Raw genomic sequence first — 21,879 nt, 5'->3', positions numbered from 1 at the left:
CACGTTCAATTGAATTGACCCTGATTCGGGTTTTAACTTTTTTTTGAAAAAAGTATAAGCGGTGGTTAGTTGAAAGACTTATATATTTGTCCTGAAAATTTACGACGGGTAATATCAAAAGGCTCATTTATAAACTTTATCAAGTCATCAATTAACCAATCAGTGAATTCAACCCATAGGCTGAGCTATTTCCGGCTGATGATATGCCTGCTCCAGTTTTGTTGCTCCGGCCTGTACGCACAGAGCTATTTAGCCCAACAGGTGTCTGTCAGGAATATGGGCCGCATACCCGTGGGGACGGTACTCGAAAAAATAGCTCAAAATGGCAACTTTAATTTTGCCTATAATAACCGCGTAATACCTGCAGACAGCATGGTTTCAGTAGCCGGTTACAATGGCACTCTTTATAATTTTTTATCTCAGTTACTGGGCGAGGATTATGAATTAAAGGAGGTGCCGGGCTATATTATACTCAGGCATGCCCTTAACAGGCTGTCTGTTGTGGCCTATATAGAAAAGGATCAATCAGATCAGTTGATGATAAAAGGCCATGTCAGCGATGTAAATACCAAGAAAGATCTTAACCAGGTAAGTATTTATGAGAAGAACCTGTTGATATCTGCGTTAACTGATGAACAGGGAAATTTTGCTGTTAAAATAAAAAACTGGAGTGGCTCGGTAGTATTGACGGCTTCAAAAGACAATTACCGGGATACATCGCTTCATTTACTTCAGACGGTAGTTATTAATTTAAAAGTCAAAAAAAAGCGGTATAAATATGACCCGGCCGAAAAAGACAACCGTCAAAAACTGGAACGTGGATTCAGCCGTTTTTTTATCACTTCCAAACAAAAGATCCAGGACCTTAATTTAGGCGGGTTGTTTGCTTACAGCCCTTACCAGGTATCTCTTACCCCCGGGTTAAGTTCGCGTGGAATGTATAACAGCCAGGTAATTGATAACCTCTCGTTAAATCTGATCGGTGGTTATACCGCCGGTGTCCAGGGTGTCGAACTTGCCGGTGTCTTTAATATTGACCGGAATGATGTTAGTTTTCTGCAGGCCGCAGGTGCCTTTAATATCACGGGAGGAAATTTAAAAGGTATACAGTTAGCCGGGGTCTATAACCAGGTTTTAAATAATGCTAACGGCATCCAGATGGCGGGTGCATTAAATAAGACCCATAATTTTTCAGGCGGAGTGCAAATGGCCGGACTGGCTAATATGTCAGATTCATCCAAAGGGTTTCAGTTAGCGGGATTGTTTAATCAATCCAAAACCGTTGCCGGGTCTCAGATTGCAACGCTGGTAAACCATGCAAATAAAGTTAAGGGATTTCAATTTGGGCTAATTAACCTGGCAGATAGCAGCGACTATTCCATCGGGTTGATTAACCTGGTTAAAAACGGGAAAAAAAGCCTGGCCTTAGGTTCAGATGAATCTTTTTTTACCCATTTGGATTTTCGTTCGGGTGGCAGGATATTTTATGGATTAGTTGGAATTGCCTATAAACCCGGCAATGGTCCTGTAAACAAAGCGCTGGACCTGGGCCTAGGCGCACATGTTTTAAGAAGCAGAAAGTTTGCTGGGGATGCTGAATATGTTGCGCAAAGTGGTTTGGGCCATATGCAAAACACCTACCAGGTATATGCCATGAAATTACTGGCTACGTACCGGATAAATTATCATTTCAAGCTGTTTGCCGGGCCGGCTTTAAACTTAACATCTTCTAACGCCGATGATAAATTAAACAATTCCGGCTGGGTGCTTCATCAACAATTCAATAATAACAAGTTGAATGTTTTAAGCGTGGGCATTACTTACGGGGTTCAATATATCTGGTAATTTTATTAATAAAAGCCTCGCAGTTTGTAACGGACATTATTTTTTAAGTACAATATTATTTCCTGACCTGGACAAATGGATTTCCGGAGAGGTAAGCAGTAATACCTGTAAAATTTTATCCGGCGAATCATTTTTAACGTCAATAGCTATTGGTGAGGTAACGGTTATTGGTATGTTCTTTAACTCCTCACCTTCAATTTTAATATGAGCGCCATAGGCTTCATTTAATATTTCAACCACATGCGATAAGGGCGTATTGTTTAATATAAGCTGATTGCTGCGGTAATAGTTATATAACAGATCGGTATTTGCTTCTTTGATCAGCTGTTGGTCTTCCGGTTTTATTCTAACCATTTCCCGCGATCTGAGCCGGACAGATAAAGCATTTTTACTAACCTGCACAATACCTGTTTCCACAATAACCTCTACCCATCCTGTTTTACTTTTTACATTAAAGGCTGTGCCCACATCACTTATTTTGACGTTGCCTGCATATACTGTAAAAGGTACCGATTCATTATGTTTTACCTCAAAGAATGCTTCTCCGGTTAGTTTTACGTCCCTTTGCGCCGTAAAATTTCGGGCATAGCTTATAGCAGAGTTTTTATTCATATGGATTACTGATCCATCCGGCAAAGTAGCAACAAGTACTTTATCCAGCGTTTTAAGGCTTACAAGTGCTGTACCCGGATATGTTTGGCGGTTATAAAAGTAATAGCCGGTCCATAACCCAGTCATCAAAATTAAAACAGCAGCGGCTACCTGTATCCACCCCGAATACCAGTTAAGAGCCCTGACTTTGGCCGTGCCCTTAGGCGCCATTCTTTTTATTTTGAACTTTTCCCATTCTTCGGTTACATCCGCCGGGCTGTCTTCTGCAAGTTGTTTGCCTGATTCGAGGATAAATTTAAATTGTTCAAAGACCTTGGCATTGGCACTGCTGGCTTTTATCCATAAATCAACTTTTTGTTCTTCACTTGAAGTTGTTTCGCCGAGGATATATTTAATCAGCAGATCTTCATTGATGTCCTGTTTCATGACCTAAATAACTTAAATAATAAAAATGCTATAACCGGCAAATACTCGCTCAGCTCGCTGCGCAATATCTTTAAAGCCTTAACCATTTGTGTTTCAACTGTTTTGATAGAAATACCCAGGTGGGCAGCTATTTCCTTATACTTTAACTCTTCAAATCTGCTCAGATGGAAAACAGCACGACATTTTTCGGGCAGTTTATTAAGTGCATAATGCAGTTTTTGCTGCATTTCACTTAAGGTAATTTTACTGGCTGTATCATCTGTCTCATTTTTCATCGCATGTACAGTTAAAGTTTGATATCGCAGATGGACCTTTTGCTGCCTCAGATGATTCAGGCTATCATGATAAACGCTTTTGTACAGATATGATCTGATAGATGCATCAATAACCACCAAATTGTTCTTTTCCCACAATTTCAGAAATACGCCCTGGATAATTTCCTCGGCAACATCCCAATCTTTTAATAAAGAATAAGCATAAGCATGCAGCTCTTTAAAATGCGTTTTAAATAACTTTTCAAAGACAGCTTCATTAATTAAATCCATCCTTAACGGCTTTTTATCCATTATTAATACTGTTCAGGTAAGTAAATATAGCGGATTGCAACTTGTAGTTTACCAATGTGTCTTATGATACTATAACACGCTTAGGAAAGATTACCCTGATTCAATTTTTAAATATGATAAAATATATCAGAGGAAACGGCTATTTTTATTTCACTATCTCACCATAAACCTTATTTCGTTATGCAGCGTCTTCGTATAATATTTTTTTTACCCTTAACTTTCGTTATAGCCGCGACTTCGTTTGGTCAGCAGGTTAAAAGTCAAGAGGTAAAATTTCTTATTGACACAACAATTAGCATTATGAAGAATAATGCGGTAAATGCCGACAAGGTTAACTGGTCAGGTGTTACACAGAACGCATTAAAAGGAGCCTCCGATATAAATAGTCCCTATGAGATTGGGAATGTTATGCGCCAGCTTTATCAAGTAATAGGAGATTTTCACGGAGCATTTTTTTACCGGGACAGCACATTTCAATGGCATGGGAGAATCAATCCGATTCCAGACAGCGTAAAGAAGGCTTGGAATAACCGATTAGGTATTAAAACTGAAATTTTAGAAAAATCTATTGGGTATTTAAGAATACCATCAATGCCAGCTGGTAACAGAGCAGCTTTTGATAAAAAAGCACAAGCATTAAATGACAGTCTTTGCACATTACTTACTCATGATGTTAAAGGAGTTATTATTGATTTAAGAATAAACGGCGGCGGCGCCATGCACCCAATGATTTTGGGCGTTGAACAACTTTTAGGAGATGGAATTGTTGGTTCTTTTAAAACTAAAAAAACAGAAAATTGGCTATTAAAAGAAAATGCACTGTATATCGACACTTCGCTATTAGCAACAATTAAACCTAAATGCGTCGTTAATGCTCAATTTTTGCCTGTAGTGGTTCTCATAGGTTCTGGTACAGGGAGTTCCGGAGAATTTTTGACTATGGCGTTTAAAGGCAGAAAAAATACAGTTTTTTTTGGTTCCGAAACAGCGGGGTATGTCACCGTTAATAGTGGATTTGCAATAAATAAAATTGCGTTTATGAATCTTTCAATCGGTTATGGCCGGGATAGAAAAGGGACCTTATACATCTCTGCAATTCAACCGGACAAGTTCCTCAATACGCCCGAAGACTTTACAACACCCAAAAATGATTTGAGTGTAAAGGCGGCTGTAAAATGGTTAAAAAGCAGGTAATATTGACAAGGAAAGATTTGCTACACAAAACGATATTGTTAGCCAGTTAATTGATGTATTTATTTACCCTGATAAGAATTTTAAAAGTAGGGGATGAGCAGAACAAAATCATCCATTATACGAAGCATTGACTACGATTGATTTTTTGTCGGCAATTCTTATTACGCGTAATTAGGCCAGCTCTTAAACTTTAGTTAAAAGATTTGGGTTACAATACATGGCAGAGTTCCTGAATTCGATAATAAAGGCTGTGCCTGAAAACCGGGCTTAATTATTCCTCTTCTTCAACTATGCTTAGCCGCAATTTGCGCCCTGCCAGCGTTGTTCTGTTCAATGCAGCAATGGCCTGTTCGGCCCCTGCACGGTCCGCTATTTCAAGAAAAGCGTAACCCTTACAAATTTTTGTTTTTTTATCGCGGACGATTTTAATCGTGCGAACATCGGCATGCATAGCTACTAACTGTACCAGCTCTAATTCGGTTATATCCAGCGGGAAACCACCGACAAATAATTTAATCATGGAGTAATTCAAAACTTAATAACTTAAAGGTAGGCTTTTTGTTTGGCTATTGATATTCCCAAATGCTTTCATAGCCGTCTAAACTCTCGGCATAGGCAATGAGTTCGGCATAAAATGGTGTTTGCGCTATCGTTGCGCTGTCGCCCACCAACACCAGTTTTAATTTGGCGCGGGTCAAAGCCACGTTCATGCGGCGATAATCAGACAGGAAGCCAATAGCGCCATCGCTGTTGCTGCGGGTAAGCGAGATGTAAATAACGTCGCGTTCCTGGCCCTGAAAACCATCAACCGTATTAACTTCAACGTTGGTGCCGGCCAATAATTGTTTTAATAGATTAACCTGCTCTTTATAAGGGGCAATAACCGCTACACTTACAGCATTAGTATAGTTCATAGCAGCGAGGTGGCGCACAATAAATGCGGCTTCTTCCGGGTTAGCTGTACTTGTACCTTCCGCTTGTTCTTCATAGCCTGCTCCGGCAGTGTCTATAAAGGTAAAAGGTTTATCCTCGGGATTCAATAAGCGGTTGGCTACCAGCGGGTGTGCAATAAGACGGCTTTGGTAAAACTTTAAGGACGAAAAACCCATGATCCGGGCATTCATCCGGTATTGTTCTTCCAGCAGGGTTACCGCCGCGGGATGCAGTGCCACGCATTTTTCCAGCAAGGTAGTGGTCAGTCCGTTTTGCGGCGCCTTGACGGTCGGGGGGAGCTGGAGGTGGTCGCCGGCGAGAACGATGCGCTGTGCCTTTAAAACAGGTATCCAGGCGGCTGGCTCCAGCGCCTGTCCGGCTTCGTCCATAACTACGGTGTTAAAGGCCAGTTTTTTGATGGTATAATGATTGGCGCCAACCAGCGTGGCCGTAATTACCTGTGCTTTGCTGATGACATCTTCGCTCACAAATTCCTCAATTTTAGCAGCGTCGCGCATAATACGGTGTGCCTCATCAAACAGCGCTTTGCGCTGGTCCCGTTCGGCCTTGCCAAAACTCCGCTTGTATTTATGCGCCATATTCTTGAATCCGGAGGCCATTTTTTTAAGCTTTTTTACCTCTTTCATCTGGCCATGTTCTGCCATCCGGCTGTCCAGCGTCAGCTTTTGCAGCCTTTCGGTTACCCGCACCGGGTTGCCGATCCGCAATACATTAAGCCCGGTTTCAGCTAGTTTTTCGCTAAGAAGGTCAACTGCGGTGTTGCTGGGGGCCACTACTAATATTTGCGGTTCACCCTGTGCAATCAGCGCGTTAATGGCGGCAACCAGTGTGGTTGTTTTGCCGGTGCCGGGTGGCCCGTGTACTATTGCCAGGTCCTGTGCGCCCAGGATATTGCGCACGGCTGTTTCCTGCCCTGCGTTTAAGTTGGGATTGCTATAGGTAGCTGTAATGAAATTTGAACCTTCACTTCCGGTGAGTACCCTAATTAAATGAGAATCAGTTTTTTCTGCCAGTTTTAGCGCTGCCCGCATTTCGTCATAACTATAGCTGTCAAATAAAAGGTCTATCCCCAGTTTACCATCGCTGGCCCAGTCGGGCAATTCCTCTGTAAGCAATGTTACCTTCAGGCGGTCGCCGCCAATAAAAGTAACGGTCCCGTTAACCCGGTCTGCATTGTCATGATTAGAAAACAAAGCTACCGAACTACCGAAACGCAACTGGTGGGACAGGTCTTTATGGCTGGTCCGTTCAACTTCAATGCTTAGATAATCCCCGCGCACCGGCTCGGTGTTCCGGATAGCAATGGGGTACCAGCACAAGCCTAAAGATCTGCGTTGCGCCGCGCCTGTTCCGGCGGTCAGGCTGATAAAAGCAGCCTCATCAGCAGAACGTTCGGCAGCTAATAAACTTAAAAGATTTTTGAAATAATTCATGCTTTGTTCAGCTGCTCGATAGCAAATTTAAATTCAGCCGGACCGCCTTCTTTGCCGCAGCCAAAACACTTAAATATGTTTTTATCCGGCGAGATCATCAGCGATTCTCCGGCATCTTCGTGGAAAGGACATTGCCCCCGTAAACTCCGGCGGCTTTCTTTAAGGATCATATATTTGGCGGCAAGATTCACAAGATTGGATGAAGTAACAGACATGTAGAAATTAGCAGTAATAACGCCGGCAAGTATAGTCAAAAATTTATTTCTGTATTAAATACAGAAATGATTTACAGTCCTAAAATTCTTTTAAAATTTCGCAATAACGCGACGTTTATAATCTTATTTTATTTATAATCAGGTAAATGCTGTATTTAAGTAAATTAACAGTTTAACATTAAAATACTCATTAAACTTATAGTAATGGCGACAATAGCCGGCAAAGCTTTTCAGGCAGTTGCCTGAATAAGGTGCGTTTTGACCAACGTTGCGGATTGATTTTTATTGAACTTTTTAAATCTTCATTAAACGCATCGCTCAGTTCCCCGGCAATTTTCTGATCATAGATCATGCTGTTCACTTCGAAATTCAATTCAAAACTGCGGTGATCCATGTTGGCCGTTCCGACAACAGAAAGCTGGCCGTCTGCCACCAGTGTCTTGGAATGAATGAAGCCCTTCTGGTATAAATAGATCTCAGCCCCGGCATCAAGTAATACGCCATAATAAGAGCGGGCGGCGGCGTTAACCAGCCATGAATCCGACTTATATGGTACCAATAATTTAACCTTGACCCCACTCATTGCGGCAACGCAGAGCGCGTCCAGGATCGGCTCGCCGGGAATAAAATAGGGTGAAGTAATGAGCAACTCCGTTTGCGCCATGCCGATGGTTTCCAGCAGCGAATACATGATGGTTGGCGTATCAGAATCCGGCCCGCTGGCGGCAATCTGAACAATGGATTTGCCACCGGTCTTTTCAGAACAAAAATATTCCGGTACTACCGGAAGCTTTTTGCCGGCGCAAAAGTTCCAGTCGCAAATAAATAAATACTGCAGGTAATAGGCGCCGGGCCCCTTGATCATTACATGGGTATCGCGCCAGTACAGTTGTTTGGGGTCGTTATTGATATAGCGGTCGCTTATGTTAATACCGCCTACAAAAGCTGTGCAACTGTCAACGATTATGATTTTGCGGTGATCGCGGTAATTGGTGCGGTTAGACAACGCAATAAACCATATCTGGTAAAATGGATAGGCCTCTACACCACCTTCTTTTAAATCCCGGACAAAATCTTTACGTATAGAGCGGCTTCCGAAATCATCATAAATAAACCGGACGTGGACACCTTCGCCTGCTTTCTGGATAAGTAGATCTTTAATTTGATTGCCGATATTATCGTTTTCGAAAATATAATACTCAATATGGATATGATGCTTTGCGGCCTTTAAAGCTTTGATCACCTCGGGGAATTTTTGTTCACCATTCAGCAGTAGTTTAACCTCGTTGTTGCCGGTGAGCGGGCTGTGATCATTTAACAGTAACCGCGCCAGTTTTTTATGATTTTTGACCTCCGCCTCGCCTGTATTTAGTGCTTTTTCAGATTCCCGGACGATTTTTTCGCGCACCTCGGCCAGCAATTTTTTATCACTGATGATCTTTTTACTATAAAGTTTGTTTTTGCGATAATTGGCCCCTACGGCAAAATAAATAATAATGCCGATACCCGGCATCAGGATGATGACCAGCAGGTAGGCAAAAGTTTTACTCGTAGAGCGGATATCATAAAGAACTTTTCCGCAAACGAAAAGAACTAATAAGAGATACAGCGCGCTGATAATATACCAGTGCATCAGTTGAATGGATTAAGGTGTTTCGACATTTTTTAAATATAACAATAACGTAATGAAGGGTAAAGTGTTTAATTGTACTTTTGAGTAATGTTGCCCTTTTACGATTTATATCGTGATAAAAGAGAAGGCTCGCGCCGCATCCGACACCAAAAAATAGTTGCTGTTACCATTGTTATATTATTGTTGTATGATACCCATCCTAAATAAAAAAACATTCTTAAGATACGCCTGCCTGTTTTGTTTGGCAGCTATAGTTACTGCCTGCCATCCGCTACCGTCGGATACCAGATCGGGTGGAACCGGCCAGACTATTATGCATGATGCTTATGACGACAGCACGCTTACCCGGAAAGTTTTACCGGTTTTAATGCCCTATAACCGGATCATTGATCCGGCAGGTAAGGTGATTTATTTTGGTGACCCGGAGGAAGAGAACCATAGCATGGACGTGCGGCTTGTTCCCGGAAGCCCGCGGATAGTTGTTGAGGACCGCCATGGTATAGCTGTCATTGATACCGTTACTGATAAAGTGGTTATCCGTTGGACCTATAAGCAAAGCGGGCAGTACAGCGGGCTTACCAGTACCTATTCTGGTTTAAAGGTGGTCAAGATTGATCAGGAAGATCATGTTTTTTGGAGTGCGGCAGCCGGTAAGGGAAAGAATTCAAAATCTTATGTCTTTCAGGCCGTATTAACCAACGGGAAGATCCTGATAAAAAATGTTTTCAGCTTTAAGGCCGAAGGTGAATCTCCTTTGGCGCTGCCAAATGACCTGGCCATCAACAGAGAGGGTGGTACGGATTATTTATATGTGGTGCTAAACGGCAATAACCAGTTGGTTAAAATCGGGCTTAAAACCAATAAAATCATCTGGACCCGCACTACCGGCGTCGCACCCTATGGGCTGGTCATAGCCCAAAACAAAGCATTCGTTACCAACTGGGCAGGCCCTGAAGCTATTGATACCATCAAACGCGAAACTGCGGGTATCCCCTATGGTAAAGCTTATATTGATCCCAGGACCGGGGCCACCAATCAGGGTACCGTAACGGTGCTGGATTTGGCAACAGGCAATATCGTAAAAGAAATTGCCGTCGGGCTGCATCCCAATGCTATTGTTGGCAGTGTTGATGAACATTTTGTGTATGTTGCCAACGGTAATAGTGACATGGTTTCGGTTATTTCTGTCGGATCGCTTCAAAATATTGAGTCGATTGATGTAAAATTGAACCCCGGCAAGAAAAGTTATATTGGCGATACACCTAATGCGCTGGCTATTGACCAGGCGGGGACTTCGCTATATGTAGCTAACGGCCTTGATAATGCAGTAGCCGTTGTAAAACTGGGTAAAAATGCTGCCGTCTCGGGAATTGGGAGAAGTGAAGTAAAAGGGTTCATTCCTACCGAGGCCTATCCCGGTGGGTTAGCGGTTAATGCGCATACCCTTTTTGTAACTAACCTGGAAGGCGAAGGCTCAAGAGTGAGCAATAAAGAAATTGAAAAAGGAAGTTTAGAGGCCGAAGCTAAAAACACGGCTGTTGCAGTTTACAATTCACATCACTCAAAAGCTACGATATCTATTATTCCGTTACCCAATGCGGCAGTTCTGCAACAATATACCGGCAAGGTAAAGGCCCTTAATCTGAGTTTCAGGCAACAGATAGCACAGTTACTGCCCCGAAAAAATGTGGTCCCGCGCCCTATGCCTGAACGGATTGGCGAGCCATCTGTATTTACCCATGTATTATATGTTATTAAAGAGAACCGTACTTACGACCAGGTTTTGGGTGATTTAACCGGGGGGGACGGAATGCCGTCGATCTGTATTTATGGTGATAAAATCACACCAAATCAACATAGCCTTGCCCGCAATTTTTTATTGCTGGATAATTATTACGCTTCAGGTAAATGTTCGGCCGAGGGCCACCAGTGGACAGACGCGGCTATGGTTACCGACTATGTAGAAAAAAGTGTCAGGTCGTGGTTCAGAAGCTATCCGCACGTGCAGGAAGATGCACTGGTATATGATGGCAACGGCTTTATCTGGAACAATGCGGCCGATCATGGCAAAACCGTAAGGATCTACGGCGAAGCCAGCCAGCCCAACATCGCCGCTAATTTAACCTGGACAGGCATTTATGATAATTATCTTGCCGGAAAGCCTCTGAAATTTAAAAACACCAGTACCATATCACGGGTAAGGCCGCTGCTGTCGCAGAACTTTCCGGCCTCTGATGAACACCGGATCAGTGAGCAGCTGCGCGCATCGGCCTTTATTAATGAATTGGATGATTATGAAAAAATGCCCGGTGACCAGTTGCCGAATTTAATGGTCATGGCACTATCGGCTGACCATACCGTAGGCACCCGGCCCGGTATGCCAACTCCGGAGGCAATGATAGCCGACAATGACCTTGCCCTCGGCCGCATAGTTGAGGCACTGTCCAAAAGCCGGTTCTGGAAGAATACGGTGATATTTGTTACTGAAGATGACTCGCAGGCCGGCTGGGACCATGTTTCGGCCTATCGCACCACCGGTTTTGTAATCAGCCCCTACAGCCGGTTACAGCGTACGGTGCATACCAACTATAACCAAACCTGTGTAGTGCGCTCTATTGAACAAATACTGGGCCTGCCGCCAATGAATGTTATTGATGCTACGGCGCTGCCCATGTTTGCTTGTTTTAGCAACAGGCCGGCTGATTATGTTTATCAGCGAATAAATAACCGTATCCCCATAAATACAATTAACCCCAAATTAGCAGCCTTAAAAGGTAAGGCTTTATATTATGCGCGCCAGTCTTCAAAACCCGAGTACGATCATATCGATGGCGGTAATGATGACGTATTAAACCGGATATTATGGTACGCTGCAAAAGGCAAAGTACCGTATCCTGTAAAACTGGCCGGCAAGGACGGTGATGATGACTGAGATTTAATTATTTACACCAAAGCCGTATTTTTTATAAATAGCTTTTGCGGCCGGGCTTAATAAAAAATCCATGAAATCTTTGGCCGCCTGCTCATGCGGGGCCGCCTTTAATTGCGCTGCTATATAATTGGCGCCAACATTTTTGTCAGCAGGGATCTCAATCAAATCAACCGGGTTTTTAATCATCTGCTGATAATATGCTTCGGTATACCAAACCGGCGCCGCGTCGCTTTGTCCATACAAGATCCGCATTGGCGATTCGCGGTGATGAACCCGGGTAAAATAGGTGGTGTTATTTTTTACCTTATCTTCCAAAATTTGCTTGCGCAGGGCTTCGCCGCCTGCCTTTACGTAGGCTTCTTCAATTTGTTTACCTATACCCTCAAACTCAAGGTTGGGCATGCTTACCCTGACGTCCTTTTTCCCGAGGTCAGCCAGGCCCTTAATCTTTTTTGGGTTGCCCTTCTGTACCATAATCGCCAAACGATTACTGGCATAAGGTTCGGTTTTTGTAAACAGGGGCATCATTTTGTCTATTGCGCTTTTTCCGGCGGTATATACATCGGGCTTTAAAGTAATGCGCATGTTACCAATGGTAACCGAGCCGCCTTCAATTTGCCTTGCAAGTATTCCCGGCGGCAGCGTTTCGGCAAAAATGCGCTGGTACTGCGGATATTGAGTTTTAAAAGCAGCAAGCAGATCATCAACACACATAAACTGGTTGCCCGCAAAAAATATAACCAGTTGCGGGTCATTAATATCGCCAAACAAATCCGGCACGTTATCCATTCCGGCTACGGTAAACATCACCGCACTTTGCGGCGGCGTGTTCCAGGGCGGATCAAAGCGATGATCCTGGGCTTTTACTGTTAATGTCGCTATGACCAGCCCAAGCGTGGCGGCTATTCTGTTTTTTAATGCTGACATGATGATGATGTGTAAACCCGCCAAATGTAGGCGGTAACTTGGAGAACACCAAAAAGTAACCTTATTTCGGGGCCAAAAGCCGGAGCGAAACGACGGGCGAAAAATATTTAATATGGCATCTGCGATTTTAAAACGGTAAATCAGTTTTAAAAATAGGTTATATTGCAATGGGTAAAATTCAGCTTAATGTGCGTTTTGTCTTTTATTTGGTGCCGATTTTTACAATATCGCTTAATAAATAGCTTATAACGCAAAATTTTGCGCGTCAAACAAATGCTTTATTTGTAATCCGTTATTATAAAAACTCTTTTCTGTTACATATAATTAATTAAGATGGTTATTAAAAAATTACAACTGCTATTGCTGCTTACCTTGTTTGGTATTTCGTCTGTTTTTGCACAGGATGCAAAGCATTTAAAGCAATTGCAACAACAGTTTGTTGATCTGCGCTTCGGCATGTTTATCCACTTTAACATCCCGACCTATATGGATGCCGACTGGCCCGATCCGGAAGCGTCGCCGGCATTGTTTAATCCTACAAAATTAAACTGCGACCAGTGGGCCAAAGCCGCAAAATCAGCACATATGACCTATGGCTGCTTAACTACCAAGCACCATAGCGGTTTTTGTATCTGGGATACGAAAAGTACTGACTATAACGTAATGAACAGCCCTTTGAAAAGGGATGTTGTGAAAGAGTATGTCGACGCATTTAGGGCAAACGGCTTAAAGGTGATGCTGTATTATTCAATACTGGATACGCATCATAAACTGCGCCCTAACCAAATACAGCCAAGCCATATCGAGATGATAAAAACCCAGATAACGGAGTTACTTACCAAATATGGAAAAATTGAAGCTTTGATTATTGATGGCTGGGACGCGCCCTGGTCAAGAATATCCTATGATGATGTACCTTTTGAGGATATTTATCACCTGGTGAAAAAATTACAGCCTGATTGTTTGTTGATGGATTTGAATGGTGCCAAGTATCCTGGCCAGGGATTGTACTATACCGATATTAAAACTTATGAAATGGGCGCTGGCCAGCGTATGCAAAAAGAGAGCAACTATATGCCGTCATTAGCGTGCCTGCCTATACAAAGCTCCTGGTTCTGGAAAACAGATTTCCCTTCAACGCCGGTTAAAGATGCCGCTAAATTGGTTAATGATCAGTTAATCACCCTGAATAATGACCGTTGTAATTTTATATTGAATGTAGCGCCAAACCGCGACGGGCTTTTTGATGATAATGCGCTGGCGGGCCTTGCCGCCATTGGTAAAATATGGAAAAACGAAGGCCCGGTCGCACCAATCGGGGATATCGATGCGCCGATCATATCGTCAAACCTGGCGAAAAACGCGCCGGCTAACTCAAGCTGGAGCGACGATATGAACATAAGTGATTTTGCCAACGACGATAATTTTGGTACCTCATGGATGTCAAACCCGGCTGTAAAACAACCCTGGTATGAAATCAGCTTTAAACGCGAAACAGGGCTTAATACCATCGTGATCGCCGAAAGTAAAGCAAATATAAACAAATATAAACTGGAATATTTTGCCGGCGGGGCATGGAAACCTATTCTTGACGGCGAAAAAACAGGCAGGATAAAGGTGCACCGCTTTAACCGCATCTGGGCTAACAAAATAAGAATGCAAATTTTAGGATCGGAAAATACGCCTTCAATTGCAGAGTTTCAGGTTTATAACGAGCAGCGTTAGGTTTCGGCCGCTGACAGGAAAAAGCCAATAACCCCGGGTTATTGGCTTTTTTTTGTTTATTTGCTTTTAAATGATGAGGCAGTCTTTATTTATTATTGTTATTCTGACAGGCGGGTTAATCACTGTGCAGTCGTTAAGCCAGGCACCATCTCCGAAAATAACTGCAGAAATATTATACGGCAAAGACCTGATAGTGCGTACGGCATACTATCTTGGGCCAAACGGTAAGGTTGCACACCTAACCAACGGCATGAATTGCCAAAACTGCCATAACGACGCCGGAACGAAGTTTTACGGGTTAAACCTGATTGCTACGGCAGCTAATTATCCGCAATATATGCCGCGTACCGGCAACGTAATGTCAGTAGCCGGGCGAATTAATGGTTGCTTACAACGAAGCCTAAACGGTAAACCGCTTGATACCACCAGCCGCGAAATGAAAGCGATGGTTGCCTATATTAGGTGGTTGGGTAAGAATGTGCCAAAAGGGCAAAAACCGGCAGGCAGCAGTGTGCTAAAGCTGGCCTATATGCAACGGGCGGCTAGTCCGTTAAAGGGTGAAACGGTGTTTATGCAAAAATGCCAGGCTTGCCATGGCGCTAATGGCCAGGGCCTGGTTTCGGCAGATAAAATAGCATATATCTATCCGCCATTGTGGGGACCCAATAGTTACAACGATGGGGCCGGTTTGTACCGCATAATCACTTTTGCAGCTTTTGTGAAAAGTAATATGCCCTTTGGCACCACGTACAAAAAACCTCAGTTAAGCGATGAGGAGGCCTGGAACGTTGCGGCATTTGTAAACTCACAACCGCGCCCGCACTTTGATCAGCATCAGGATTGGAAAGACCAGCGCAGGAAGCCTGTGGATTTTCCGTTTGGGCCCTATGCTGATAAATTTAGCGAACAGCAGCATAAGTTCGGGCCGTATAAACCTATTGCAGACCTTCAAAAATCAATAATTAAAAAAACATAACTTTACCATTATAAACTACCATTATGAAAAATCTGATTAAATACTTTACCGTCCTGGTGTTAATTGTATCATTAAAACCGGCAATGGCGCAAACCGGCAATGCTGATTTTAAGGGCGCTGTTGCGACAAAGGCGAATTATAAAGCTTTATATTTTGTTGATGAGGCTGATCCTAAAAAGATAAAAATGACACTGCGCAATATTAACAACGCAGTAGAGGACCCGCGCCTTAAAGGTAAAGTTACCATTGAACTGGTTGCCTTCGCTGACGGAGTAGACATGTTTAAAAAAGAAAGCCCTTACCAGGAAACGCTGTTGGCGCTGCAAAAAAAAGGTGTAATATTAGCTCAGTGTGAAAATACTGTTCGCGAAAGAAATATAGACAAGGCTACCTTGTTTGATTTTATAGGTTATGTACCCAGTGGTAATGGCGAAATTATACTTCGCGGCGGCGAAGGCTGGACAATTGTACACCCGTAACAAATAAATTAGTCATGAAAAAGATACTGTTGTTTATTGCTTTTGTAAGCTTCACTGTCTTTGTTGCTGCGCAGGATATCAGGGGCAACTATGCAATTAAAAATGTGCAAACCGGCATGCTTTTGCGGGTGAAGGATGCCGGCTCAAAAAATGGTACTCCATTGGTAGCCTATTACCCCGAAAACTGGAAATGCATGACCTGGAACTTTAAAAAGACCGATGCAAATACTTACCAGCTGCAAAATTTACTTACGCATAAAACTTTTCAGCCGGTAAAGCCGGCAGGAGCCGATGTGCCGTTTGATGAACAGCCCCTGGTGCCCGGCGATACCCGGCAGCAATATGAATTTATATTGGTTAAGAAAGCCACTTATCTTATTAAATTAAAAGGAACAGAGCTGTATGTTACGCCTGCCGATAGCCAAGGAGCACTAAACTCTGCCATAATATTAGCGGCAAAGAAAAACACGCCAGACCAACTGTGGACTATTTATGAGCAGGCGCCTACCATGTAAAAGTCACTGAGTGGTGATTATATTCTAAGCCGGCCCGGTTTCTTTGTTTTTAATAAAAATTAAAGCCATTAACGCGCCCAAAAAGCCAAGTGCCGCTGATATGCGCATAATATTAGCGTAAGCAGCTATAAACCCGGCATGATAGGCATTTTCAACAGTTTGCTTATGGGCGTTTGTAATAATTGCGGGTACTTTGGCGTTGCCCAGGTTAATTGCCTGTTGCATGATCTGCTGCCGTTGAACAGTGCTTAACGGCATTGTCTGTATTTGCTTTTGTAACGCTCCCGAAAAAAATAATACTGCCAGTGCTCCAAATATCGCGTTAGCAAAAACGCCCGAAATGCGGGTCATCGCATTATTAACGCCCGATGCGGTGCCCGAAAAATGATCACTTACTGACGCCATTACGGCTGCGGTAAGCGGGGCCACCGTAAAAGACATCCCCAAACCCAACACCAGCACACCCGGGAAGAAAGTGGTCCAATATTCGGCCGGCCCGGTGGTTTGTTTAACAAATGACAGTAGGAGTAAACCCAACCCGGCCGTAGCCGGGCCGACGATTAAAAACAGGCGCGGCCCATGTTTGTCTGCCAGGCTGCCTGCAAAACGGGCTATCGTTATCATTAAAACAGTAAATGGTAAAAACGTGAGGCCCGACTGTAATTGACTATAGCCCTGTATCTGGACAAGGTTGAGTGATAAAAACAACATGCCTGCGCCTAACCCGGCATAAAGGAAAAAAGTAAGCAAATTTGCGCCGCTAAACGTAGCATTTGTAAACAGTTTAAGCGGCATCATTGGATTGTTACTTTTCATTTCAAGCCGGATAAATACAAGCAGGAAAACAATACCGGCTGCCAGTGACCCGACAGCCTGAATGTTATACAGTCCGACCGCCGGTATCCGCAGAAATCCGAACGTTATTAATGCCAGCCCGAGTGCAATGGTAATTGCCCCCGGGAAATCAAGCCCGGCTTTATTATCCTCGTCTTTTATTTCAGTTACTTTAAACGCAAGCATAAGCAGGGCGGCTATCCCAAACGGAACATTGATGAAAAATATGTACCGCCATAATCCGGCATCGGCCAGGGCGCCGCCCAGCACCGGCCCGCCCATGGTTACCACCGTTGTAAAAGCCGACCAAGTGCCGATAGCTTTACCGCGTTCTTTGTCATTGATAGACGATGAAATAAGTGATAAGCTTCCGGGGATCATTAACGCGCCGCCAATTCCCTGTATAACCCTGCAGCTTACTAGCAGCAAAACGCTGCCTGATAGCCCGCAAGCCGCAGATCCGGTAATAAAAATAAATATGCCGGCCATAAACACTTTCCTCCGCCCCAGTTTATCGCCCATTGCGCCGCCTATCAAAATAAGCGATGCCAGCATTAACAAGTAAGCGTTTAATATCCAAAACAGATCGGCGCCGGTAGCTTTCAGGCTTTGTTGTAATGATGGTAAAACAACATTGAGCGCAGTAGCGTCAATAAATGCCATGGCCGATGCCAAAATAGCCGAAACCATTATCCATTTACCAGCCCTGCTGTTAAGTGCTACTGTTGACATGGTTTGAGTTTACGTGGTATTATAATACGGGTTTCACTAAGTAAGTTAGCTAAAAAAGCAGATAATCAATAATGATTTGTTCCTATATCAATTACTTTGTTTTACAGACTTGGAGTGTAAAGCGCCTTTAAAATAACGAAACCTTTGGTTTTATAGATAGTTTCAAATTTTTTGTATTTCTCAAACCGAGTGAGATACTTTATGGAGTCTGTTTTAAAATGGGCGATGGGGTAGATCACATAAATTTCGCCGGAATTTTGGCCATAATAAAGTGTTTTGTTAAACCGGCCCTTATTATTAAAGTGGAAGTTAAGATAGTTGTCCTCAAGTAATACCCTGTTATGCTTTATTTCGAGGGCCACCTCCGGGTTCGAATTGGTAAGATAGAAAATATCCCTGCCTTTGTTATTCATGCTGTCCAGGCTGTGTATCTTGTTGATCAGATCGGCAGGGTAGGCCAGCGCTAGTCCGCTGTAATAGCCAAACGCACTTTTGTCTTTACGGCTGCCAATAATAGTTTTTGCGTAGCCGAATAAATTAAAAGCAGCGTATAATCCCATAACGCTTAACAGGATATACCGGTACATTGTCCGGCGCCAAAAGGTCAGAAAGAAAGCTGGTGTAATTAAAATCGTTATAATGACGTAATGCCTCAGTTCATAAGAAACATCAACATTAATAAAATATAACATTGAATAAAAAGCAATGCAAATACCGGTGAAGCCAATTAACGCACATTTATAAGTATGATTAATTTTAGGGCTTTTAAGCATAAAATAATAAAGCGGGACGACGAAAATAAAGCTGATCAGCCAATAGAGCGTTTTGTTGAACGTCCCCAACACAAATAGGCCGAGTACAGGGGCAATAACCGGAAAAACGATAATTCTTGGCTGCATCCTTATGCCCGGTGAAGAATTGCTGATATTGGTGTTATGATCCAGGAACAAAACTTTTGTAGCCACCACATAAATCATAAAAACCAGGCCCAGGTAGATACCACCCAGAATTATTTTTTTTAAATTAAAATTTCTGAAGGTTGTTTTAGGAGGCAGGCAGTTTATAAGAAATAAATAGAACAGGGCCCCGGCGAAAATACTGGTAAACGCTGTTTTTAGAAAGAAGCCGATAAAAGCCAGGAGCAGCAATAACAGTAAATTGGGAATATTAATAGGGTTGGATTTTATTACCCAATAAATAAACCATGGGCAATAAGCCAGCATCAGGATACCGCCGCCATCATAAACAAATAGATTTAAAAAAAAGAATGGCTGGATAATAGTGAACAGTAATAACGCTAACACCATAGCAGGCGTTCCGGATTCAGTCCGGCCTGTTTTATCCCCAATAAGCTCGCGGTATAGTTTATAAATGCCAAAGCCCGATACAAACAGGCAAAGCAAGGTCAGTATTTTTAATGCTATTATCAGCTTTAGGTTAAAGCATTTTTCAATTAATAAGGGCAATGCAAATTGTCCGGGCGACCACCAGGTTACAAATTCAGTTTCATCTTTATCCAAATTAGCGGGCGCGGGGTGCTCATAATGATTAAACGGAATGTTTTTATAAGCGTTATCCGTCATTTTGAGTGTCAAAGCCGGATCCCAGTTGGCATTTTTTAATGAAACGACAACTACTGCAACGCTTATTGCAGTATAAATGAGGAGGGCGGCATAAAGAATATTTTTTAGCTTACTATTCTTCATTATTTTAATTGTGCAGGCCTGGGTTAATTAATGTGGCGTATGGTATCTGTTTAGTTCTGTTTTTAACTGTTCAATTTGTGCTTGCGCGTGTCGGTTCTCCAGATAGTAATAAATGGATGCTATCAAAAATATTTTACTCAATACAAATACCGCTGCAAATACCCATCGCCAGGCTTTGTGTATCCGCATGTGGCTTGACGCCGACTCAACTTCAATAAAGTGGTTGTCTTTGTCAGCCTGTTTACCACCGCCTGTATGCTCTTTTGTCTGAGGCAGGGTATCGGGTCTGTTAGCCAGTGCTTTAATATTATCTTCAATTTTGGTAAGCAAGCCAGGCGGCGGTACAATGGCCATATCCCGGGCAATGCGTTCCAGATCTGTTTCTAATTCAAATAAGGCGTCCTGTATCTCGGGGAATTGCTTTTTTAGTTGAAGCAACTCGCGCGTTTCCGCTTCAGACGCCGAACCTAATACATAGGACTCCAGGACCCCACTTTCTATGTATTTTTTAATTTCCATTTGATTTTCTTATAACGGCAAAAGCTTCTTTTAATAATTGCTTTATCAGACCTTCAGATTTGCCTATCTCTTTAGCAAGTTGTGCCGTGGTTTTGCTGCTATAATAAATATTGCAAAAAATAAACCGCTGCTCATCGGTCATTTGATCGAGGTATTTATTAGGAGGCTCAGCTTTTGGCTTTTTAATAACCGCTGCCAGCGGGTTTTTTGATGTGTCGTTAAATGTGCTTAATTCGCTTTTTGCAAATCGTTGCAAAAGGCACCAGTTATTGGTTTCATCCCAATTTATCTTGTTGAATTGCTTTGCGACATTGCTAAAAGTTCTTACCAGGTATTCTTCGGCCAGTTTTTTATCTTTAACAACTTCAAAAATGTAACCTAGTAACATGCCTGCATAAGCATCATATAAAGTATAGACGCTTAAGGGTTTAGTTTGTAATAATGCCCGATCCTGTTTTACCATAATTATTTCCTATACCAGAAATCCTTCCCAAAAGTTATAATAGTTAGACAGTTTCTAAAAATATACAAACTTTGGCACTTATTGTAATTGTAAATTATTTGGCCGAAGCGAGCAATCATTAACATGCTATAGTTAACTTTTGCTAAATCACTATTGTTGATTAATAGACACCAATAATCAACAGTGGTGATCAGATAAACTGGATATAGCGTTTTCAAATAAAAAGATGTATTTTATCTCGAAAACATCCGTTAAGAAAAAAACAAATACTAAACCCATATGACGCTGACCAGGAAACAGGCGTATCGCCGTATAGAAATTAGCCGCATAATCATGATTGCCGTTGGCATAGCCAGCGCTGCATTTGGCCTGAAAGGATTTTTAATTCCCAATGAATTTATAGATGGCGGTGTAACCGGTATATCGCTTTTAATAAGTTCTATAACCGGTTGGCCAATATCTATCCTTATTTTGGTTATTAATATACCATTTATATGGTTGGGGTATAAGCGTATTGATAAGCTTTTTGCTATCAAAACATTGGTTGCCATTACGTTGCTGTCGCTGATATTGTATTTTGTCAGCTTCCCGCTGGTTACTAATGATAAATTGCTCACCGCTGTTTTTGGCGGATTTTTCCTGGGTACGGGTATCGGGTTAGCCATGCGCGGCGGCAGCGTTATTGATGGCACCGAATTGCTGGCAGTCTACATCAACCCAAGGTCGGTCTTATCAATAGGGCAGATCATCCTGGTTATCAATATATTTATATTTGGTGTTGCCGCATTTTTTTTAGGTATCGAGTCGGCATTGTATTCAATTCTCACTTACCTGGCCGCTACGCAAACCATCAATTACATAGTTCAGGGGTTTGATGAATTTACTTCGGTAACTATTGTATCGCCCAAGAGCGAACTGATAAAGAACGTAATTATGCGGCACCTGCATCGGGGAGTCACCATTTACAAGGGCGAACGCGGATTTGGTAAAACAGAAATTGTCGATAAACAGGTTGATATTATCGTAACCGTAATAACCCGGCTTGAGGTACAAAGACTGGTAGCCCGCGTACAACAGATAGACCCGACGGCTTTCATTGTTACCAATTCCGTATCAGAAGTAAGGGGCGGATTAATAAAACGGCAACCGTTAGACCATTAACGTATAATAATCATAATATAATTTTGGCATAG

19 protein-coding genes are annotated in these 21,879 nt (G+C 42.6%); 8 read left to right on the top strand and 11 right to left on the bottom strand.

Annotation, left to right across the window (positions count from 1 at the left end; translation table 11 throughout):
• Positions 1-162: 162 nt before the first annotated feature.
• A complete protein-coding gene (locus tag LJ658_RS00860) occupies positions 163-1,845 on the top strand; it encodes a carboxypeptidase-like regulatory domain-containing protein (protein WP_230544557.1) in 1,683 nt (560 codons plus the stop codon).
• 36 nt (positions 1,846-1,881) lie between these two features.
• Here LJ658_RS00860 and LJ658_RS00855 read toward each other — a convergent pair whose 3' ends face one another.
• Positions 1,882-2,883 carry a FecR family protein gene (locus LJ658_RS00855; RefSeq protein ID WP_230544556.1) on the bottom strand — a complete coding sequence of 334 codons (1,002 nt, stop codon included), beginning with the start codon at positions 2,881-2,883 and terminating at the stop codon, positions 1,882-1,884.
• Entirely contained in the window at positions 2,880-3,428 is a 549-nt protein-coding gene (locus LJ658_RS00850; RefSeq protein WP_230544555.1) for an RNA polymerase sigma-70 factor, read from the bottom strand. The genes LJ658_RS00855 and LJ658_RS00850 overlap by 4 nt, the downstream gene beginning before the upstream one ends.
• 321 nt (positions 3,429-3,749) lie before the next feature.
• Between LJ658_RS00850 and LJ658_RS00845 the strand changes: the two genes are divergently transcribed.
• On the top strand, positions 3,750-4,643 hold the full coding sequence (locus tag LJ658_RS00845) for a S41 family peptidase (RefSeq protein WP_230544554.1): 894 nt from the start codon (positions 3,750-3,752) through the stop codon (positions 4,641-4,643).
• Positions 4,644-4,914: 271 nt separating this feature from the next.
• Here the strand turns inward: LJ658_RS00845 and LJ658_RS00840 are convergent, their stop codons facing one another.
• From LJ658_RS00840 to cls, 4 genes are all read right to left on the bottom strand, one after another.
• Complete coding sequence (locus tag LJ658_RS00840; RefSeq protein WP_230544553.1) at positions 4,915-5,163, bottom strand: RNA-binding protein; 249 nt, start codon at positions 5,161-5,163, stop codon at positions 4,915-4,917.
• Between the two features lie 46 nt (positions 5,164-5,209).
• Positions 5,210-7,030, bottom strand: coding sequence for an AAA domain-containing protein (locus LJ658_RS00835; RefSeq protein WP_230544552.1), 1,821 nt, complete (start codon positions 7,028-7,030; stop codon positions 5,210-5,212).
• On the bottom strand, positions 7,027-7,284 hold the full coding sequence (locus LJ658_RS00830; protein ID WP_230544551.1) for a CHC2 zinc finger domain-containing protein: 258 nt from the start codon (positions 7,282-7,284) through the stop codon (positions 7,027-7,029). Before LJ658_RS00830 ends, LJ658_RS00835 begins: the two co-directional genes overlap by 4 nt.
• 157 nt (positions 7,285-7,441) lie before the next feature.
• Positions 7,442-8,878: a cardiolipin synthase gene (gene cls / locus LJ658_RS00825; RefSeq protein ID WP_230544550.1), complete on the bottom strand. Its 1,437-nt coding sequence runs from the start codon at positions 8,876-8,878 to the stop codon at positions 7,442-7,444.
• 187 nt (positions 8,879-9,065) lie between these two features.
• Here cls and LJ658_RS00820 point away from each other — a divergent pair, with 187 nt between their 5' ends.
• Positions 9,066-11,810 carry a bifunctional YncE family protein/alkaline phosphatase family protein gene (locus tag LJ658_RS00820; RefSeq protein WP_230544549.1) on the top strand — a complete coding sequence of 915 codons (2,745 nt, stop codon included), beginning with the start codon at positions 9,066-9,068 and terminating at the stop codon, positions 11,808-11,810.
• A 3-nt stretch (positions 11,811-11,813) separates the two neighbouring features.
• On the opposite strand, the gene LJ658_RS00815 is transcribed toward LJ658_RS00820, so the two are convergent.
• Positions 11,814-12,737, bottom strand: a complete 924-nt coding sequence (locus LJ658_RS00815; protein ID WP_230544548.1) for a substrate-binding domain-containing protein — start codon at positions 12,735-12,737, stop codon at positions 11,814-11,816.
• Positions 12,738-13,070: 333 nt separating this feature from the next.
• On the opposite strand from LJ658_RS00815, the gene LJ658_RS00810 reads away from it, so the two are divergent.
• The 4 genes from LJ658_RS00810 to LJ658_RS00795 all read left to right on the top strand — a co-directional run bounded on the left by LJ658_RS00810 (position 13,071) and on the right by LJ658_RS00795 (position 16,432).
• Positions 13,071-14,462: an alpha-L-fucosidase gene (locus LJ658_RS00810; RefSeq protein ID WP_230544547.1), complete on the top strand. Its 1,392-nt coding sequence runs from the start codon at positions 13,071-13,073 to the stop codon at positions 14,460-14,462.
• Positions 14,463-14,532: 70 nt separating this feature from the next.
• On the top strand, positions 14,533-15,438 hold the full coding sequence (locus LJ658_RS00805) for a c-type cytochrome (RefSeq protein WP_230544546.1): 906 nt from the start codon (positions 14,533-14,535) through the stop codon (positions 15,436-15,438).
• A gap of 23 nt (positions 15,439-15,461) precedes the next feature.
• The gene (locus LJ658_RS00800) at positions 15,462-15,917 is read left to right on the top strand and encodes a DsrE family protein (RefSeq protein WP_230544545.1); all 456 of its coding nucleotides are present in this window, start codon (positions 15,462-15,464) and stop codon (positions 15,915-15,917) included.
• 14 nt (positions 15,918-15,931) lie between these two features.
• Positions 15,932-16,432, top strand: a complete 501-nt coding sequence (locus LJ658_RS00795) for an RICIN domain-containing protein (RefSeq protein WP_230544544.1) — start codon at positions 15,932-15,934, stop codon at positions 16,430-16,432.
• 24 nt (positions 16,433-16,456) lie between these two features.
• Here the strand turns inward: LJ658_RS00795 and LJ658_RS00790 are convergent, their stop codons facing one another.
• From LJ658_RS00790 to LJ658_RS00775, 4 genes are all read right to left on the bottom strand, one after another.
• Positions 16,457-17,998 (bottom strand): DHA2 family efflux MFS transporter permease subunit, encoded by a 1,542-nt coding sequence (locus LJ658_RS00790; protein WP_230544543.1) that lies wholly within the window; start codon positions 17,996-17,998, stop codon positions 16,457-16,459.
• 101 nt (positions 17,999-18,099) lie between these two features.
• Positions 18,100-19,704: a hypothetical protein gene (locus LJ658_RS00785; protein WP_230544542.1), complete on the bottom strand. Its 1,605-nt coding sequence runs from the start codon at positions 19,702-19,704 to the stop codon at positions 18,100-18,102.
• Positions 19,705-19,731: 27 nt separating this feature from the next.
• Entirely contained in the window at positions 19,732-20,223 is a 492-nt protein-coding gene (locus LJ658_RS00780; protein WP_230544541.1) for a hypothetical protein, read from the bottom strand.
• Positions 20,213-20,686 carry an RNA polymerase sigma factor gene (locus LJ658_RS00775; protein ID WP_230544540.1) on the bottom strand — a complete coding sequence of 158 codons (474 nt, stop codon included), beginning with the start codon at positions 20,684-20,686 and terminating at the stop codon, positions 20,213-20,215. The genes LJ658_RS00780 and LJ658_RS00775 overlap by 11 nt, the downstream gene beginning before the upstream one ends.
• Before the next feature lie 279 nt (positions 20,687-20,965).
• Between LJ658_RS00775 and LJ658_RS00770 the strand changes: the two genes are divergently transcribed.
• Complete coding sequence (locus tag LJ658_RS00770) at positions 20,966-21,847, top strand: YitT family protein (protein WP_230544539.1); 882 nt, start codon at positions 20,966-20,968, stop codon at positions 21,845-21,847.
• Positions 21,848-21,879 lie beyond the last annotated feature (32 nt).

This window comes from Mucilaginibacter sp. UR6-11 (assembly GCF_020880695.1).
In the GTDB taxonomy this organism is placed as follows: Bacteria; Bacteroidota; Bacteroidia; order Sphingobacteriales; family Sphingobacteriaceae; genus Mucilaginibacter.
This window is presented reverse-complemented; position numbering and strand designations above follow the sequence as displayed.

Bases quoted from the DNA above. Each gene is read 5' to 3' on its own strand.
- LJ658_RS00810 (WP_230544547.1), top strand. From the start codon at position 13,071: ATGGTTATTAAAAAATTACAACTGCTATTGCTGCTTACCTTGTTTGGT.
- LJ658_RS00790 (WP_230544543.1), bottom strand. From the start codon at position 17,998: ATGTCAACAGTAGCACTTAACAGCAGGGCTGGTAAATGGATAATGGTT.
- LJ658_RS00775 (WP_230544540.1), bottom strand. From the start codon at position 20,686: ATGGTAAAACAGGATCGGGCATTATTACAAACTAAACCCTTAAGCGTC.
- LJ658_RS00795 (WP_230544544.1), top strand. From the start codon at position 15,932: ATGAAAAAGATACTGTTGTTTATTGCTTTTGTAAGCTTCACTGTCTTT.
- LJ658_RS00820 (WP_230544549.1), top strand. From the start codon at position 9,066: ATGATACCCATCCTAAATAAAAAAACATTCTTAAGATACGCCTGCCTG.
- LJ658_RS00800 (WP_230544545.1), top strand. From the start codon at position 15,462: ATGAAAAATCTGATTAAATACTTTACCGTCCTGGTGTTAATTGTATCA.
- cls (WP_230544550.1), bottom strand. From the start codon at position 8,878: ATGCACTGGTATATTATCAGCGCGCTGTATCTCTTATTAGTTCTTTTC.
- LJ658_RS00815 (WP_230544548.1), bottom strand. From the start codon at position 12,737: ATGTCAGCATTAAAAAACAGAATAGCCGCCACGCTTGGGCTGGTCATA.
- LJ658_RS00850 (WP_230544555.1), bottom strand. From the start codon at position 3,428: ATGGATTTAATTAATGAAGCTGTCTTTGAAAAGTTATTTAAAACGCAT.
- LJ658_RS00855 (WP_230544556.1), bottom strand. From the start codon at position 2,883: ATGAAACAGGACATCAATGAAGATCTGCTGATTAAATATATCCTCGGC.
- LJ658_RS00805 (WP_230544546.1), top strand. From the start codon at position 14,533: ATGATGAGGCAGTCTTTATTTATTATTGTTATTCTGACAGGCGGGTTA.
- LJ658_RS00770 (WP_230544539.1), top strand. From the start codon at position 20,966: ATGACGCTGACCAGGAAACAGGCGTATCGCCGTATAGAAATTAGCCGC.
- LJ658_RS00780 (WP_230544541.1), bottom strand. From the start codon at position 20,223: ATGGAAATTAAAAAATACATAGAAAGTGGGGTCCTGGAGTCCTATGTA.
- LJ658_RS00835 (WP_230544552.1), bottom strand. From the start codon at position 7,030: ATGAATTATTTCAAAAATCTTTTAAGTTTATTAGCTGCCGAACGTTCT.
- LJ658_RS00845 (WP_230544554.1), top strand. From the start codon at position 3,750: ATGAAGAATAATGCGGTAAATGCCGACAAGGTTAACTGGTCAGGTGTT.
- LJ658_RS00840 (WP_230544553.1), bottom strand. From the start codon at position 5,163: ATGATTAAATTATTTGTCGGTGGTTTCCCGCTGGATATAACCGAATTA.
- LJ658_RS00785 (WP_230544542.1), bottom strand. From the start codon at position 19,704: ATGAAGAATAGTAAGCTAAAAAATATTCTTTATGCCGCCCTCCTCATT.